The sequence below is a fragment of the Thiothrix unzii genome, from assembly GCF_017901175.1.
In the GTDB taxonomy this organism is placed as follows: Bacteria; Pseudomonadota; Gammaproteobacteria; order Thiotrichales; family Thiotrichaceae; genus Thiothrix; species Thiothrix unzii.
Genome location: NZ_CP072793.1, coordinates 1,901,376 through 1,915,700, shown reverse-complemented (window position 1 = coordinate 1,915,700; position 14,325 = coordinate 1,901,376). Strand labels below are relative to the sequence as shown.

Below are 14,325 nucleotides of genomic sequence, written 5' to 3'. Positions count from 1 at the left end.
AAATATATTCACTTTTTAACGCTTTCAATTACTGCTTTAATAAAATCAGTTGCATCCGGCGATTGAAAATCAATCGCTTCTGAATGGAATATATCTTTTAGCTTTTCAGGGTCTGAGATTTTTAATTCATACATTAAGCTAATTAAGCTGGCTTTTGTCGAGTGAAAAACAGACATTCTTAATGTATATTTAAATAGTTCCATAAACATTTTAACAAGAAGAAATAACATTATAGAGGTAAATGCTTTTATGGCAAGTGAATTGTAAATATAGAATTGATTTTTTTGTATTCTGTCTTCTTCTTCATTTAGTTCGCTTTTTAATTCTGTCTTCTTGTTTTCTATTGACTTTATAAACACTTCTTCATTTTTTATTTTTGCATTAACAAGCTCATTGAATTTAGCTGCATCATCGGCGATGGTTTTATTATTAAATTTTATAAGTGAATCTTTGTTTGCATAAGTAGAATTAAATATATTCTGCATATTTGTAATGAATGAATAATTAGTAACTTCTTTATTTATTTCATCTACCGATTTCAACAAAACAAATACACTTGAATCATATTGGTCATTTGGGTAGTGGTTATTGTAATCACGTATTTTTTTGGTATATAATAATATTTGGTTGTAATATGTGTAAGTGCCATAGGGATTTAAATAGTATGCCCTATATGAATCTATTTCACTTCCAATTTCTTGTTTGAATAAATCTTTATAATCATATTCGGCATTATCATCTTTTTTTAAGATTTCGATAATTCTTTCAAAAACTTTATTAATTTGAAGATATTCTTCAATGCTTAATGAGGATATTTCTTTAATATATGCCATATAGTAAGGGTGGTTTTGAAAGTCATACATTTGTATTTTTGTGAATTTCATGTTCTCAATAAATTTAATATTTTCATCTGAGTCGTTTATTTTATTGGCTTTGTTAATTTCCTCTTGTGGATTTTTTATTTTCACTGAACTAACATCAAGAGATGTTGTTGTGAATAGTTTGTATGCTCCGATCATTATTATAAAAATAATGACAAGAACAAGTATTGATAGCATTCTAAAAATTCTAGTTTGCTTTTCTAGTTTTTGAACAACAGTCAAAGATTATCCTTTCTTTTCTAACGTCAATTGGAAGTACTAAAAGTCGTAACTAAAAACGACTTTAGGTCAGATTTTTCTGATGCCGTTTCGAGACTGTAAACTGAACTGTGTAACTGCTATATAACGTGAATCCCAAGAAGGAGCAGTAACATGGAACGCCTCGACCCGAAACTCATGGATGACTTACTCAGCGATTGCAAAACGCCTGCTGATGTCAAAAACCTTTACAGCCAGCTCTTGCAGCGGATGATCAACCGCAGCTTGGAAGCCGAATTGGATGTGCACCTAAACTACGACAAGGGTGAGCGTAGCGAAGCCGGGCAACGGCGCAGCAATACCCGTAACGGCAAAGGCAACAAGACCATCAAAGGCGAATTTGGTGAGTTGCAGGTAGAGACACCGCGTGACCGTGATGGCAGCTTTGAGCCGAAGTTGATACAAAAACGCCAAATACGGTTAGCAGGGATGGAAGAACACATCCTGACGCTGTACGCCAAAGGCATGACCACCCGCGACATCGAAGACACGATCAAACGCCTGTACGGGGTGGACATCTCGCATACGCTGATCGCGGAAGTAACCGAAGCCGTTCAGGGCGAAGCTAAAGCGTGGCAGACGCGAGCACTGGATAATATCTACCCGATTGTCTGGCTCGATGGGATTGTCGTTAAAGTTCAACAAGATAAGCAGGTCATCAATAAATCAGCCCATGTGGTATTGGCGGTCAACTTACGCGGTGAAAAGGACGTGTTGGGCATCTGGTTGGCAGAAAATGAAGGTGCCAAGTTCTGGTTATCGGTCTTGACGGAACTACGCCACCGGGGCGTACAAGACATCTACGTGGCGTGCATGGATGGCTTAAACGGCTTGCCTGAAGCCGTCAACGCGGTCTTCCCCAAAACGCTGACCCAGTTGTGCATGGTACACATGGTTCGCGCCAGCTTGCGCTACGTCACCGCCAAGGATACCAAAGGTGTGGTCGCTGCCCTCAAGCGCATTTACCAGTCCAGCACTGCTGAAGAAGCCGAACACGAACTGGAAGCCCTCGACACCGAATGGGGTAACAAATACAAAGCAGTCGTGCGTCTATGGCGCGGTAACTGGGCGAATGTCATCCCGTTTTTCCAGTTCCAGCCGGAGATCCGCAAAGTGATTTACACCACCAATGCGATTGAATCCCTGAACATGAGTTTGCGCAAGTTTACCCGCAACCGGCGCATCTTTCCCAATGACAGTTCAGCCCTCAAAAGCCTGTATTTGGCGGTACGCGAAGCCTCGCAAAAGTGGTCGGTCATTCACCACTGGAAACCCGCTTTGCAGACTTTTTTACTTATGTTCGGTGAAGAGCGGGTTCCGCTCTCCGCCCTATGAAAAACGTGTTACACAGTTTATTTGACAGACTCAGAAAAAAGCACCAAAATTGCCAAGTTCGGTACGGTAGTGCATTCGTCAGTAAGCAGGGCAAACGCGGTATTTCAATGCTTGCTGGTGCAGTTTTTGGTATAACTTCTGCATTGAAATGACGGTGTGGATAATTGATGAAACGTTTCTACCTGCGGCAGTTATTGCCTTTGATGATGTTGGTTGGTTTATTGTCGGCGTGTTCGCCACGCCCGGAACAGCAATTGGCTGAAATCAATCTGCCAACGACCACTACGCAAGTGTTGTTGGTGACAACCCCGGATTGGGAGGCGACTGAAGCGACGTTGCAGCGTATGGAAAAACGCGCTGAGGCGTGGCATCCGGTGGGTGACGCAATCCCGGTGAGGGTAGGGCGTAACGGTTTAGGTTGGGGTGCGGGTTTGCACACGAATCCGTCAGCCGGTGTGCAAAAGCAGGAGGGTGATGGCAAAGCCCCAGCGGGTGTGTTCCGTTTAGGGACTGCGTTTGGTTATGACGCTGCCCCGCAAGGTTTGCAAATGCCTTACCGCCCTGCGACTGAGCGCGATTATTTTGTGGATGCGGTGGATTCCGCCGATTACAACCAGTGGCGCAGTGTCAGCGCGGATCAGCCCAACACCCCCAAGCAGCATTGGGCATCGTTTGAGCGGATGCGGCGCGATGATCATCAATACGAATACGGCATGGTGGTGGAACACAACACCCAGCCGGTCACGCCGGGGCGCGGCAGTGCGATTTTCCTGCATGTGTGGCTAGATCCGCAAACCCCGACTTCCGGCTGCACCGGGATGGATCGGGCGCACTTGCTAGAGGTATTGCGCTGGTTACAACCGAACGCCAACCCTTTATTGGTGCAAGTGCCAGCCGCTGAGTTGGGGCGTTTGTCGCTTTAATTCTTCCAAAACGCCAGCAATGCGTTGGTTTGTTCGAGTAAATAGTTTTTGCGCCAGTGGTCGTTATGGGTGGTTTTGAGGAGTTGTTCGAGCTGACGCAGGCAAGCGGTTTGGCGGGTTTTGTTGGTTTTTGCCCAGTCTTTTAGCAGCGACAACAGCGCGGAATCAAGGTCAAGATCGAGGTAAATGGGTTGGGCGTATTCGTGCAAAATGCGTTCAAACAGTTCGTTTTGGCGCATCTCTGGCAGCACGCTGTAGCATTCCCACAAGGTTGTGCAGGTGGTGCGCATCAGCACGTACAGGTGATTTTCGGTGTCATCCATTTTATCCGCGAGGGCAGGTAATGCGGTAATCACTGCGAGGCACAAGTCGGTAGTTTCACGGGTGGGCGTGGTGGCTTTGCGTGCTGCGTCGAGTAATTGCCGGATGGAATCCACCAGTTTTTGCGCACTAGCGATGTGAATAAAACCATCAGCATTAGCGTGGCGTTTAATCATGTCGGCGAGCATTTGCTGATATTTCGCCTCCACAGGTTCTTTGCTGCTGAGTAAATCCGCAAAGCAAATCAGCAAGGTGTCGCGAAAATCGCTGTCTTGAAGGGCTTTTTCACGCACAAATTCGCGTAATTGCGTGTGCGATAGTTGTTGGATGATGAGTTCGATTTGCCCTTGGCGGGTAGTTGGTTTTTGCATTGTTTGCCCTGCCTGTATTGTATCGGGCGCATTTTATAGGCTTCCCCCTTACGGGTAAATGAAACTGCGCTGCATCTGCGTTAGAATGCGGCATGGCTCGAATCTTTATTTCCGCAACTCACAAATCCTCCGGTAAAACCACGCTGTCGATTGGTTTATGCGCGGCCTTGCACGCTCAAGGCTTGCGCGTCCAGCCGTTTAAAAAAGGCCCGGATTACATTGACCCGCTGTGGCTGGGGGCGGCGAGTGCGCGTGCCTGCCACAACCTTGATTTTAATACCATGACCCCGGATGAAATCATCCAGACGGTGCAGCATTACGCGGCCTCCGCAGACATTGCCTTGATTGAGGCGAATAAAGGTTTGTACGACGGCATGGCTTTGGATGGCTCAGACAGCAATGCGGCAGTGGCAAAACTGACCCGTTCCCCGGTGATTTTAGTGGTGGATTCGCGCGGCATGACCCGTGGTGTTGCGCCGTTACTGCTGGGTTATCAGGCTTTTGACCCTGACGTACAGATTGCCGGAATCATCTTTAACCGTGTCGGCGGCGCACGCCACGCCAGCAAATTACGCGAAGCGGTCGAGCACTACACCGACATTAAAGTGTTGGGTGCGGTGCAAAATAACCCCGAAATGGAAATCGAAGAACGCCATTTAGGTTTAATGCCTAGCAACGAAAGCAGCGCGGCAGCGACACAAATCGCCCGCATCCGCGATCTGGTCGCGGAACAAGTCGACTTAAGCGCGTTGCTGGCGATTGCACGCGGCGCGGAATCCCTCTTGCTCCCTTCCCCCCTTGCGGGGGGCGAAGCGACGCGTTCGAGCGTCTGGGACGGGGTGGGGATGGGGGGAACTCCCTTACGCATCGGCATCTGCCAAGACCCTGCCTTCGCTTTCTATTACCCCGGTGATCTCGAAGCCCTGCAAACCGCAGGCGCGGAACTTGTGCCGGTGAATACCCTGAAAGATACGGCCTTGCCCGTGCTGGACGGTTTGTTTGTCGGCGGTGGTTTCCCGGAAACACAGATGCACGCGCTGGCGGCGAATGTGTCGATGCGTGAGTCGATCCGTAACGCGATTGAAAATGGGTTGCCGACTTATGCGGAATGCGGCGGCTTAATGTATTTATCGCGCTCGCTGGTGTGGAATGGTGAACAAGTGCCGATGGTGGGCATTATTCCCGGCGATGCGGTAATGCACGCGAAACCGCAAGGGCGGGGTTATGTGAAATTACAGGAAACCGCTGATATGCCTTGGCCGGGTGGGGATGAGCAAGCGGTGATTAATGCGCACGAGTTCCACTACTCGTGCCTTGAGAATTTGACCGCGCAAGGGCGATTCGCCTACCGTATGCGCCGAGGTACGGGGATAGACGGGCAATATGACGGTTGGATTTACCGTAATTTATTAGCCTCTTACACGCACATGCGCGATACTGCCCAATGCCACTGGGCGCGGCGGTTCGTCGCTTTTATTCGACTTAAGCAACAAGGAAATTGATTCAATGATTACCGTGACACCACAAGCTGCCACTCAAATACGCACCGCTTCTGTACAAGGCAATGCCATTGGTTTGCCATTACGCATTGCCATTCAGCAAAAGCCAGACGGTGGTTTGCATTATTTAATGGGGTTTGACGATCAGCAAAAAGACGGCGACAGCACTGTGGAAACCGAAGGTGTAACGCTGGTGGTGGATGCGGCATCACAGCCGTTGGCACAAGGTATGAGTCTGGATTTTGTGGAGTTGGAAGGCAAGATGGAATTTATTTTCATCAATCCGAACGACCCTAACTACCGCGCTCCGCAGGTGTAATTCAGTGGAAGAGCAAGTTATTCAGTTTACGCCGCCTAAGTCCAGCCCGCCTCAGCCAACACCGACCCCGCCACCTGAGGATGCGCGTCAGGCGTATTGGGCGACGCAAGAAGGTCGTCCGGTGATTGATTTACCTTGGCAGGCGCAAATAAGCTTGCTCTTTCTGTTGGTGTTACTCACGATCATTGGCGCGATGTATTTCTGGGTAATTAGCTCCGGGGTGCGTTATGAATGGTTAGCCCCGCTAATGACGGCATTGTGGCTGGTATCCGGCGGCGGCGTATTGGCGTTGCTGTATTGGTTATGGCGTGAGTTTTCGCGATTTGGCATGGAGTTGTCGCGCTGGGCAATGCGTTTGCGCAAAGGGGATTTGAGTGCGCGGATGCCGATTTTCGGTAAAAGCTGTCCGTCACGTAAAATTCGTGAGCAAATCAATGCGATAACCGATGATTATCAAGCACTTTCGCGGGTGCAACAGCAGCGTTTAAGCCGTCAGGAAAAATACATTGCCGAGAAAAAACGCCACTTAGGGGTGTTATATGAAGTGGCGAGCTGCATTAACCGCGCCGATAGTTTGGAAGATTTACTCAACCGTTTTTTACTGACCTTGAAAGAAGTGGTCAATGCGGAAGCGGCAACGGTGCGTTTGCTGGATAAAGACGGCAAGATGCGGCTGGTGGCGAGTATCGGTTTGACCGATGAAGCCGTCGCGCTGGAAGATTATTTGCCGTCGCCGAGTTGTTTGTGCGGGCGTGCGGCGACGGATAGCGAAATTAAAGTGCGTAGTGATATTTCGCAATGCAATCGTTTGTTAGGTCAGGAATTATGCCAAGGTAAGACGGCGGTGGAGCTGTTGGCGATTCCATTGCAGTATCGCGAGCGGATTTTGGGGGTGTATAACCTGTTTATTCCGGTGGGACGTTACGAGCGCAGTGAAGACGATGAGTTGCTGATTAGCATCGGGCAACATTTGGGCATGGCGATTGAAAAAGCCAGCAGCGACGAAGATACCCGCACCTTGTCGATCATGGAAGAACGCACCCGCATGGCGCACGAATTGCACGATTCCTTGGCGCAAACCTTGGCGAGTTTACGTTTCAAAGTGCGCTTGTTTGATGATTCCTTAAACCGTGGCGATGAGTCGGTAATCTGGCAGGAATTGGAAGGGCTGGAAAACACTATTGACGAGGCTTACGGCGAATTACGCAGTTTGATTACGCATTTCCGCGCCCCGATTGATGGTAAAGGGGTGTTGCGGGCGGTTGAGCGTTTGACTGAACGTTTCCGCCAAGACACTGGCATGGAAGTGTTCTTTTACCACAATTGGCATTTGAAAGATTTATCGCGTGAGTCGGAATTGGAAGTGATTCGGATTGTGCAGGAGTCGTTAACCAACGCCCGTAAACACAGCCAAGCCAGCACGGTACGGATTTTAATGTACTCTTCGGAAGAAGGGCGGTGCAGCATTTTGGTGGAAGATGACGGGGTGGGTTTACCTGATCCGTTGCCGGAACCGAACCCAACAACCGGCGAACACATCGGTTTACGCATTATGCAAGAGCGTGCGGAACGTATTGGCGGTGAGATACATTTTGAAAGTGAGCCGGGTGAGGGTACACTGATACAACTGAATTTCGACGCACCCCTTGTTAAAAAATTGTCCGATTTGGTGGGGGCACACCCAGTATCCCGACCGGACGCACCACAAGTGACCACACATGAATGAAAAAGTATTGCTGATTGATGACCACACCCTGTTTCGCGCAGGTTTGGAAGATCTATTGACCCGGCGCGGGATTCGCGTTGTTGCTGCTGTTGGTAGTGGTGAAGAGGGTTTGGCGGCAGCGGTGAAGCACGACCCTGATATTGTTTTATTAGATATGCGGATGCCGTTAATGGACGGCCTGAGCGTGTTACGTCAGTTACGTAAAAATCACCCCAATCTGCGGGTGGCAATGTTAACCACTAGCAGCAATGAAAGCGATTTGGTGGAAGCGTTGCGTAGTGGTGCACGCGGTTACTTGCTCAAGGATATTGAGCCGGATGAACTGGTGGTGGCATTACGCGAAATCGTTTCCGGTAAAACCGTAGTTGCCCCGGAACTCGCGCCGGTATTGGCACGGGTAGTGCAGGGCGGTGACGGGCGTGCGCAGGAAGATAAAATTGCTAATCCGTTTTCGGAATTAACCCCGCGCGAATACGAAATCCTTACCCTGTTGGCGGAAGGTCAAAGCAATAAAGTGATTGCGCGTAATTTGGGTATTTCCGATGGTACGGTCAAATTACACGTGAAAGCCATTTTGCGTAAATTGAACGTTAGCTCGCGCATTACCGCCGCGGTAATGGCAGTGGAACACGGTATCCGCGTCGAAGCGGCTAACGCAGCTTTATAGGGTAAAAAATCCATGAGTGAAAAAACTTTTGCCGCGTTGGTGGCAGATGCGCTGGCGCACGTCCGCGAATTAATGCCGTGGGATGTGGATGATTTGCGCCAAACGGATCCGAATGTGTTGATTGTGGATATTCGTGAAGCGGATGAATTCGCCAGCGGTCACATTCAAGGCTCCTTGCATGTGCCGCGTGGGATTTTGGAAGCGGCTTCCGACTGGGGGTATTCCGACACCGTGCCTGCTTTGGTGCAAGCCCGCAATCAGCCCGTGGTATTGGTGTGCCGTTCCGGTAATCGTACCGCGCTGGCGGCGGTAACATTGCAACTCATGGGCTTCCAGCAAGTATATTCCATGAAAACCGGGGTGCGCGGCTGGAACGATTACGAGCTGCCTTTGTATGATGTTGACGGGGTTCAAGTGGACATTGATCTTGCCGAGCAAGAGCTTGACCCGCCGTTGCGCCCGGATCAAACCAAACCGGCGGCTTAACCGACACGATTCTTTTTGTGGTAAATACGCATTTTTTCTAACAAAGTGTTTCTTTTTTGCTACACTCAACGGTATGTGTAAATTTTGCACGGCGATGAGTGCCCGTTATTGAGGCAAGGAGAAACATTCTTATGCAACATTATTTCAAAGTGCCAGCTTGGTGCGCCGTTTGGGTTTGCCTCGGCGTTGCTTTATCTGGCTGTTCAACGTTATCCGACGCGGCTTCCAGTTCAGCAGCGGGTTTGTCAAAATTAAACCCGTTTGCTGCCAGCAGTAGCCCGAAACCTGACGAGGCGCAAACCGTCGCCCCAGCGAGTACTACTCCGGCAACCCTGAAACCAACAGAAGCAAGCGGCAAGGTGATTCTGGTGAGTGCGCCGCCTGCATCAGCAACGGTTGAAACCACGTTGGCTGACAATAAGCAATGCACCACGTTTTGCGCTTTGCCGATGCGTAAGCCGCAATAAAGTGGTTAACCCAGCATTTCTTCGGCTAATGCACGGGTGGCGGGGGTAATTTCTACACCGCCAATCATGCGGGCAATTTCCTCAATACGCAGCGCGTGGCTTAATTGTTCAATGCCCGTGCTGGTGTGTTGTTTACCTTTGATTTTGGTGACTTTGTAATGCTGATGCGCTTGCGAAGCCACTTGCGGTAAATGGGTAACGCACAGCACTTGGCGGTTTGTACCGAGGGCGCGTAACTGTTTGCCGACCACTTCCGCAATACCGCCGCCGATGCCGGTGTCTACTTCGTCAAAAATCAGTGCGGGCAGGGTCACTTTCTGTGCTGCAATCATCTGAATCGCCAAACTAATGCGCGATAGTTCCCCGCCTGAGGCGACTTTCATTAACGATTTTAACGGTTGACCGGGGTTGGCACTCACGGTGAATTCGATGCTATCCATGCCGCTGGCCTGAAATGCCGTTTGTGTCTCACTATTGACCGTAATGGTGAATTGTCCGCCTTGCATTCCCAATTGTTGCATGGCTTTGGTGACTCCGGCGGAGAGCTGTTGCGCTGCCTTGATGCGTGCTTTGCTCAGATTGCTGGCTTGTTTACGGTAATGATCCGCTGCTGCTTGGCATTGTTTTTCCAAGGTTTCAAGGTCGTAATCGTCACCGCCGAGTTGCACCAGTTCGGTTTGAATGCTCAGTAATTTTTCAGGAAGCAAGCGCGGGTCAGTACGGTATTTACGTGCAAAACTGCGAATATCCGCAATCCGGTTTTCCACCGCTTGCAAGCGTGCCGGGTCAATATCGAGACTTTCAGCGTAATCGCGCAATTGTACCGAGGCTTCCTGCACCTGAATTTGCGCACTGGTAAGCAGTTCCAGCGGGGGTTCTAAACGGTTATCGAGTTGTGCTTGCTGGGCTAAATCGTGCATTAACCGCCCCAAAATCGCGTACAACGACGGTTCGTTATCGTACAACTGGGCGTAACCTTGTTCAGCCGTGGCACGTAATTGTTCGGCATTGGCGAGGCGATTTAGCTCTTCATCCAATTGTTCGGGTTCGTCTGCTTGTAACGCGAGGGCTTCCAGCTCGTGTGCCTGAAACCGCAGTAACTCCACGCGCTCTTGATGTTGCTGATTTTGTTGGCTTAAAACAGTGACGCGCTCGTGTAATTTCTTCCAAGCTTGCCAAGCATTGCGGGTATGCTCCAGCAAGTTGTCGTTGCCTGCAAAACCGTCCAACAGGTGACGTTGCGCGTCTTTTTTCATCAGCGACTGGTGTTCGTGTTGCCCGTGAATGTCCACCAATTGTTCGCCGAGTTCGCGTAATTGCGTTAAGTTTGCCGGGGAACCGTTGATCCAAGCACGCGATTTACCTTGTGCGGTAATTACGCGCCGTAGGATGCAAGTGTCATCCTCGTGTTCCATGCCTTGCGTTTCCAGCCAGTCGCGGGCAAACGGTGTTTGGGTAATATCAACGCTCAAGGTGAGATCGGCTTTATCCGCTCCGTGGCGTACCGTATTGCTGTCGGCTTTGTCGCCTAACACCAAACCGATAGCGTCCAGCAAAATGGATTTGCCCGCGCCAGTTTCCCCGGTGAGTGCGGTCATGCCCGCGTGTAATTCGAGATCAAGCGTTTCAATAATGGCGAAATCGCGGATATGGATATGTGTCAGCATGGCTTAAAGCTGTACTCCCCAGTGCAGTTTTTCACGCAAAATACGGTAGTAATCATAACCTTGTGGGTGCAATAAACGCACTTTTTCCGAATGAGCGCGAATCCGCACCCGATCACCGGATTCCAGCGCGATGTTATTATGCCCGTCAAACGATACCCGTGCGGGAATATCGCGTTGTTCACACAATTCGATTTCCACAGTGCTGTGACCGTTCAATACCAATGGGCGGTCACTCAGGGTATGCGGGCAAATCGGCACTAAGGTAATGGCTTGCAACGCCGGGTGCATAATTGGCCCACCACTCGACAAGGCGTAAGCGGTAGAGCCGGTCGGTGTGGTAATAATCAGCCCATCCGCCCGCTGGGTATTGACGAAATGTCCGTCAACCCAAGTGGTAAATTCGATCATGCGAATTTCACCGCGCACGTGCAGCACCACATCATTAAAGGCATCACCGCTACCTAGTAATTCACCATCGCGCTCGGCTTCGGCGTGCAGCATCAGGCGTTGTTCTTCTTGGTATTGCCCTTGGAGCATCGCGGCGAGTTGGGTTTGCATTTCATCCGGCGAAACATCCACCAGAAAACCCAAGCGGCCTAAATTAACGCCGATAATCGGCACGTTATACGCCGCCAGTAAGCGTCCTGCACCCAATAGTGTGCCGTCACCGCCGACCACAATCGCGAGGTCAATCCGTCTTGCCAGCTCGCCTGTTGCCATTGATGGCAGCCCCAAAATCAGCCCCGCATTTTGGTCGCAAAGCACCTGAAACCCTTGTTGATTCAGGTCTTCATGCAATTGTTGCAAGGTCTTATCAACGCGGGTGTCGTTAGGTTTGGTGAACAGGCCAATGGTGGAGAACAAGCTCATAATGTTTAGTAGTTGCTAGTAAAGATGCAAGGCTGGCAAAGCTGGGCTGAAATTGCAAGACTAACGGGCTTGTATCTGCGGCGATTTAACCCTATAACAGACACATGACAGCGACGAATCCCCCTGAATTAAACGAACGCGCCCGGCATATTTTAAAAGTGCTGGTCGAAAATTATATCCACGACGGGCAACCGGTGGGTTCACGTAGCCTTGCGCGTAGTAGTGGGCTGGATTTAAGTGCCGCGACTATCCGCAATGTGATGGCGGATTTGGAAGAAATGGGTTACATCCGTGCGCCGCACACCTCGGCAGGGCGCATTCCGACTTCGCAGGGTTATCGCTTGTTTGTGGATACGCTGGTGACAGTTCGCCCGTTAGAGCAGCAGTCGATTCATATTTTGCAAGGGCAATTGAAAGCCGAACGTGACCCTAATGCATTGATTCAATCGGCTTCTAGTTTGTTATCGGGCATTACCCAGTTAACCGGAATTGTTGCCTTGCCGAAGCGTCAGGCATCCTCAATTCGCCAGATTGAATTTTTGAGCTTATCCGCAAGGCAAGTGCTGGCGATTTTGGTCATGAACCGCAACGAAGTGCAAAATCGTATTATTCAACTCGACGAAGACATTACTTCCGCCGAATTGCAGCAAGCCGCGAATTTCCTCAATGAACGTTTAATCGGCAAAGATTTGTCGCAAGCCCGTACCGCACTACTCGAAGAAATGCGTCAGCACCGCGAAGATATGAATCGCATGATGCTTTCCGCGATTGCCTTGGGTGAACAAGCCGTGGCGGAACAACCCGGTGAAACCCTTGACGGCGGTTGTGTGATTGCTGGTGAAACCAATTTAATGGGTTACGATGATTTGTCGGATATTCACAAATTACGTGAACTGTTTGCTGCTTTTACCCGCAAGCGCGACGTGTTGAGTTTGCTGGATAAGTGCTTGCAAGCCGATGGGGTGAAAATCTTTATCGGGCGCGAATCTGGGCAAACGGTATTCGACGATTGCAGCGTTGTCACCGCGCCCTATGAAGTCGACGGCGAACATTTGGGTGTGCTTGGGGTGATCGGCCCCAAACGCATGGCCTATGAGCGCGTCATTCCTGTGGTGGATTTAACCGCTCGTTTATTAAGTGTTGCCCTGAAGTCCCGCCAATGATGCTATACATTCACGGTTTTAATTCCTCGCCATTATCGAGCAAAGCCCAACAATTACGCGAGTGGTTAGTCGCACAAGGGCGTGAAGCGGAATGGGTGGCTCCGGCGTTACCGCATGATCCCGCCCAAGCCATCGCATTGTTGTCGCGCGTGATCGAAACCGCGCCGACTCCACCGAAATTGATCGGGAGTTCCTTGGGTGGTTTTTACGCCACGTATTTGGTGAGCCGCTATCAACTCAAAGCGGTGCTGCTGAATCCGGCAGTGCATCCGAGCCTGTTATTACGCCCGTTAGTGGGGAAAATGCAAACAAACTGGCACGATGCCAGCACTTACCTGTTTACCACCGCGCATCTGGATGCGTTGAGTGCGTTGGAACAATTTACCCCGACATTCCCCAAAAACTTGTTGGTATTGCTGGAAACCGGTGATGAAGTGCTGGATTGGCAGGTAGCCGCGCACTATTACCGACAGGCGCATCAGGCGGTGTTTCAGGGCGGTGATCACAGCTTCAGCCGTTTTCAGGATCTGTTGGAATTGGTGGATCGGTTTTAGGTAACGGTCTTATTATCCGGCTTGCCCCGTCTGGCTATCACCTGTATAAATGCACCCACATTAACCAGCGCAGGCCAATCTATGTCAGCTACACCCTCTCATTCTGAACCTCGTTTTCGCCGTATTCTGCTGAAACTTAGCGGTGAAGCTTTGTTGGGCAATCAAGATTCGGGCATTGACCCTGAAATTTTGTTTCGTGTTGCCGCCGAAGCTTTGGAAGTGCAGCAATCCGGCGTGCAAGTGGCGGTAGTGATTGGCGGTGGTAATTTGTTCCGTGGCGCAGGTCTGGCTGAAAAAGGCATGGATCGGGTGCGCGGCGATCAAATGGGCATGTTAGCAACGGTGATGAACTCGCTGGCAATGCAAGACGCTATCGAAAAGTTAGGTGGTCAATGCCGGATTATGACGGCGTTGGGTATCGACCAAATCGGTGAGCGTTACGCCGCACACCAAGCACGACGTTATTTGGAAAGCGGCAATGTGGTGATTTGCGCAGCAGGCACTGGCAATCCGTTTTTCACCACTGACACGGCGGCGAGTTTACGTGCGGTGGAATTGCAATGTGATTTGTTGCTAAAAGCGACGAAAGTGGACGGCATTTACGATGCTGATCCGAAAAAAAATCCTGCGGCGAAACGTTTTGATCGGTTATCCTTCAGTGATGCCATTCAACGTCAGTTGGGGGTAATGGACTTAACGGCAATGGTCATGTGCCGTGATAATAAACTTCCCTTAGGTGTGTTTGATATGTTCGCACCGGGGGCACTTGCTGCAATTGTACGTGGCGAGTCTGTTGGTACTTTGGTTGAGGTTTGAAG

15 protein-coding genes are annotated in these 14,325 nt (G+C 50.0%); 11 read left to right on the top strand and 4 right to left on the bottom strand.

Annotated features, from left to right (window positions below; all coding sequences use genetic code 11):
* Positions 1 to 8 precede the first annotated feature (8 nt).
* Positions 9 to 1,103, bottom strand: coding sequence for a hypothetical protein (locus tag J9260_RS09575; protein ID WP_210217572.1), 1,095 nt, complete (start codon positions 1,101 to 1,103; stop codon positions 9 to 11).
* Positions 1,104 to 1,253: 150 nt separating this feature from the next.
* Between J9260_RS09575 and J9260_RS09570 the strand changes: the two genes are divergently transcribed.
* A complete protein-coding gene (locus tag J9260_RS09570; RefSeq protein WP_210217517.1) occupies positions 1,254 to 2,474 on the top strand; it encodes an IS256 family transposase in 1,221 nt (406 codons plus the stop codon).
* Between the two features lie 167 nt (positions 2,475 to 2,641).
* Positions 2,642 to 3,397: a L,D-transpeptidase family protein gene (locus J9260_RS09565; protein ID WP_210217571.1), complete on the top strand. Its 756-nt coding sequence runs from the start codon at positions 2,642 to 2,644 to the stop codon at positions 3,395 to 3,397.
* On the opposite strand, the gene J9260_RS09560 is transcribed toward J9260_RS09565, so the two are convergent.
* A complete protein-coding gene (locus J9260_RS09560; protein WP_210217570.1) occupies positions 3,394 to 4,089 on the bottom strand; it encodes a hypothetical protein in 696 nt (231 codons plus the stop codon). The two genes, J9260_RS09565 and J9260_RS09560, sit on opposite strands and share 4 nt — an antisense overlap.
* 92 nt (positions 4,090 to 4,181) lie before the next feature.
* On the opposite strand from J9260_RS09560, the gene J9260_RS09555 reads away from it, so the two are divergent.
* The 6 genes from J9260_RS09555 to J9260_RS09530 all read left to right on the top strand — a co-directional run bounded on the left by J9260_RS09555 (position 4,182) and on the right by J9260_RS09530 (position 9,253).
* On the top strand, positions 4,182 to 5,591 hold the full coding sequence (locus J9260_RS09555; protein ID WP_210217569.1) for a cobyrinic acid a,c-diamide synthase CobB: 1,410 nt from the start codon (positions 4,182 to 4,184) through the stop codon (positions 5,589 to 5,591).
* A 4-nt stretch (positions 5,592 to 5,595) separates the two neighbouring features.
* Complete coding sequence (locus J9260_RS09550) at positions 5,596 to 5,907, top strand: HesB/IscA family protein (RefSeq protein ID WP_210217568.1); 312 nt, start codon at positions 5,596 to 5,598, stop codon at positions 5,905 to 5,907.
* A 4-nt stretch (positions 5,908 to 5,911) separates the two neighbouring features.
* Positions 5,912 to 7,633, top strand: coding sequence for a GAF domain-containing sensor histidine kinase (locus J9260_RS09545; protein WP_210217567.1), 1,722 nt, complete (start codon positions 5,912 to 5,914; stop codon positions 7,631 to 7,633).
* Positions 7,626 to 8,300, top strand: coding sequence for a response regulator (locus J9260_RS09540; RefSeq protein ID WP_210217566.1), 675 nt, complete (start codon positions 7,626 to 7,628; stop codon positions 8,298 to 8,300). The genes J9260_RS09545 and J9260_RS09540 overlap by 8 nt, the downstream gene beginning before the upstream one ends.
* 12 nt (positions 8,301 to 8,312) lie before the next feature.
* On the top strand, positions 8,313 to 8,786 hold the full coding sequence (locus J9260_RS09535; protein ID WP_210217565.1) for a rhodanese-like domain-containing protein: 474 nt from the start codon (positions 8,313 to 8,315) through the stop codon (positions 8,784 to 8,786).
* A gap of 131 nt (positions 8,787 to 8,917) precedes the next feature.
* On the top strand, positions 8,918 to 9,253 hold the full coding sequence (locus J9260_RS09530; protein ID WP_210217564.1) for a hypothetical protein: 336 nt from the start codon (positions 8,918 to 8,920) through the stop codon (positions 9,251 to 9,253).
* Positions 9,254 to 9,258: 5 nt separating this feature from the next.
* Here the strand turns inward: J9260_RS09530 and recN are convergent, their stop codons facing one another.
* Positions 9,259 to 10,920, bottom strand: coding sequence for a DNA repair protein RecN (gene recN / locus J9260_RS09525; protein ID WP_210217563.1), 1,662 nt, complete (start codon positions 10,918 to 10,920; stop codon positions 9,259 to 9,261).
* A 3-nt stretch (positions 10,921 to 10,923) separates the two neighbouring features.
* Complete coding sequence (locus J9260_RS09520; RefSeq protein ID WP_210217562.1) at positions 10,924 to 11,790, bottom strand: NAD(+) kinase; 867 nt, start codon at positions 11,788 to 11,790, stop codon at positions 10,924 to 10,926.
* Between the two features lie 104 nt (positions 11,791 to 11,894).
* On the opposite strand from J9260_RS09520, the gene hrcA reads away from it, so the two are divergent.
* The 3 genes from hrcA (at position 11,895) to pyrH (ending at position 14,323) form a co-directional block, all read left to right on the top strand.
* The gene (gene hrcA / locus J9260_RS09515) at positions 11,895 to 12,953 is read left to right on the top strand and encodes a heat-inducible transcriptional repressor HrcA (protein WP_210217561.1); all 1,059 of its coding nucleotides are present in this window, start codon (positions 11,895 to 11,897) and stop codon (positions 12,951 to 12,953) included.
* Positions 12,950 to 13,507, top strand: coding sequence for a YqiA/YcfP family alpha/beta fold hydrolase (locus J9260_RS09510; RefSeq protein ID WP_210217560.1), 558 nt, complete (start codon positions 12,950 to 12,952; stop codon positions 13,505 to 13,507). Before hrcA ends, J9260_RS09510 begins: the two co-directional genes overlap by 4 nt.
* Positions 13,508 to 13,588: 81 nt before the next feature.
* Positions 13,589 to 14,323, top strand: coding sequence for a UMP kinase (gene pyrH / locus J9260_RS09505; RefSeq protein WP_210217559.1), 735 nt, complete (start codon positions 13,589 to 13,591; stop codon positions 14,321 to 14,323).
* Positions 14,324 to 14,325 lie beyond the last annotated feature (2 nt).